The organism is Halapricum hydrolyticum, from assembly GCF_025517535.1.
Classification (GTDB): Archaea; Halobacteriota; Halobacteria; order Halobacteriales; family Haloarculaceae; genus Halapricum; species Halapricum hydrolyticum.
This window is the reverse complement of record NZ_JAOPKC010000046.1, coordinates 1-2086: the sequence shown is the minus strand read 5'-3', so window position 1 is coordinate 2086 and position 2086 is coordinate 1. Positions and strand designations below refer to the sequence as shown.

Sequence of the window (2086 nt, the reverse complement as noted above, 5' to 3'; positions counted from 1 at the left end):
TCGAACACGCGCGTGCACGACAGAAAGTCCGTAATCGGCATCATCTGTCCTTGCTACCGCCTACGTCACGCTCCTACTTCAACGTGCAAAGCTGAGTAGTGAAGATAATTCAACTACACTATCAGAAGAGTCTGTTAAACAACATCATGGGCTGCCAGGGAGTTCCGCGAAACAGAATGATGGATTAGTCCCTGTTCCTGCTGGCGAGCGGGTTCCTGAATCAAAAGTTAAAGCACATGAGAAGGCGGGGCTGGATCTGGCATCACAACAGTCCGGGAAAGCACCAACAACAGTTGAAGGAAAGGGTAATGCCCCCAATCGACCGTTTCCTGAGGTTGATGGTTGGGCGGCAAATACAAACGCAGCACTATCTGATGGTGAAGAGTTCCAGTATATGATAGGAGATTTTGAGTGTCCTCCTAAGCCGGCGACTTACGACTCAAGTGTTGTTCATTTCTTTTTCCCGGCGTTTCAGAATGACGGCAGCCCAACGACTATTCTCCAGCCCGTGCTAGCTTGGAACTGGGGGACAAACACGGACTGGGAGCTTGCGGCTTGGTGGGGTCCAGATGACAATGGCAACTACCATCACAGTTCGTTTGTAGATGTAAAGCCCGGGGATACAATCGGTGGCTACATCAGCAAAAGGGACAACCAGTCTAGCGGAGGTTCTGATTGGTATATCGAGGTCAAGAATGAAAGAACAAACACGTACACTGACATAATTACTGATGTGCTGGATCGAGGTGAGTTCCGCTATGCATACACTGCATTCGAGCTCTACAATTTCACAGAAGGTCAATGCAGTAAGCTCCCCGATGACTGTGATTTCTCCAATATGTACTTCCAAAATGTGAATGGTAATGAAGTCACATTAAACTGGGATACTTGGCAGAAAGATATTGGATGCTACTTAGATGTATACGGAACATCCTCAGCAGATACATACTTTGACCAGACATATCTGTAGTCAAATATACACCATTCATATTAAACTCACAACCATATTATTACATATGTTATTAATATTTATGAATTTGACATACTTCACAAGTAGAACAGGAGTGATTTGCGACGATCTCCTATGAATACCAGTTCCTAAGAGGTCCGAAGAGAAATTAGACCTAACGAATGAGTTTTAACGAACCAATTGATATTCTAATAGTCATAGCCAAATTTTAAGTCACCACAAAGACTTTACTTAACCCAACCCCAGATACAGCCATGAATCGTCGAACCTTCTTACGAGATGTCACTACGGTAGGTTGTCTCGGTCTGATATCTGGTTGCCTCGGTACAGGATCGGTAGGAAGAGATCAGCAGGACACCACAACTTCACCTAAAATACAAAATTGTCCTACATTTGGATCTGATGTCGATAGAGTGGTTTGTGCAGACAGAGGTTCAACAAAGGATCAACCAGTGTTTATCGAGTCAGACGAACAACCCTTCACAGTCGTAACAACCAATCAGACGGTCGAAACTCTCGGTCTGACGCTCCACAATCAAGCGGATAATCAATTTGTCATCAACCCTGGTGCATGGGTAATTATGCGTCGGGGAGATAGTAACTGGAGTGAAAATGCGTCAGGTGAACGTACCGAACAATCGATTACAATCGGTCCAGAATCAACTCACAGGTGGTCACTCAGCCTGACATCCCATCCGACACCCTATACAGAAGAGAAGACATTTATTACGGCGAATCTTGAAGATGGGACGTATATCTTCGCAGTTTTCGGGAAACTTATACGTGGCGATCGAACCCGACGAATCGAATGTCAAGCGCAGTTCGAACTCGTTAAGAAGAAAACAACACCGACATCTTTAGAGGGATGACAGACGATGCCAGCGACCTCTCCCATTTCGTCTTCTTCGGCTCTGGTGAATCACTAGATGGCGTCGGCTTCGACCGTCAGAACTAGTGGAATGAAGTGGGAAACCGCCGATGCCTATGTCGAAGATTTCCCGCTTCACAAAGAAAGCGGTTCAGTTAGCTAAAAATGCTGTCGGTGGCCGAGGCGAAGTCGCCGCCCCCGAAGGAGGAGGCGGCTTCGCCGACTACGCTGTTGTGTCGCTGCACTGT

2 protein-coding genes and 1 pseudogene are annotated in these 2086 nt (G+C 46.5%); all 3 read left to right on the top strand.

The window, feature by feature from the left end:
* Positions 1 to 394: 394 nt before the first annotated feature.
* Positions 395 to 970: a hypothetical protein gene (locus OB916_RS16880; protein ID WP_315910465.1), complete on the top strand. Its 576-nt coding sequence runs from the start codon at positions 395 to 397 to the stop codon at positions 968 to 970.
* A 254-nt stretch (positions 971 to 1224) separates the two neighbouring features.
* A complete protein-coding gene (locus OB916_RS16875) occupies positions 1225 to 1839 on the top strand; it encodes a hypothetical protein (protein ID WP_315910464.1) in 615 nt (204 codons plus the stop codon).
* A 115-nt stretch (positions 1840 to 1954) separates the two neighbouring features.
* Positions 1955 to 2086, top strand: a pseudogene (locus OB916_RS16870) (IS5/IS1182 family transposase); the annotation flags it as partial.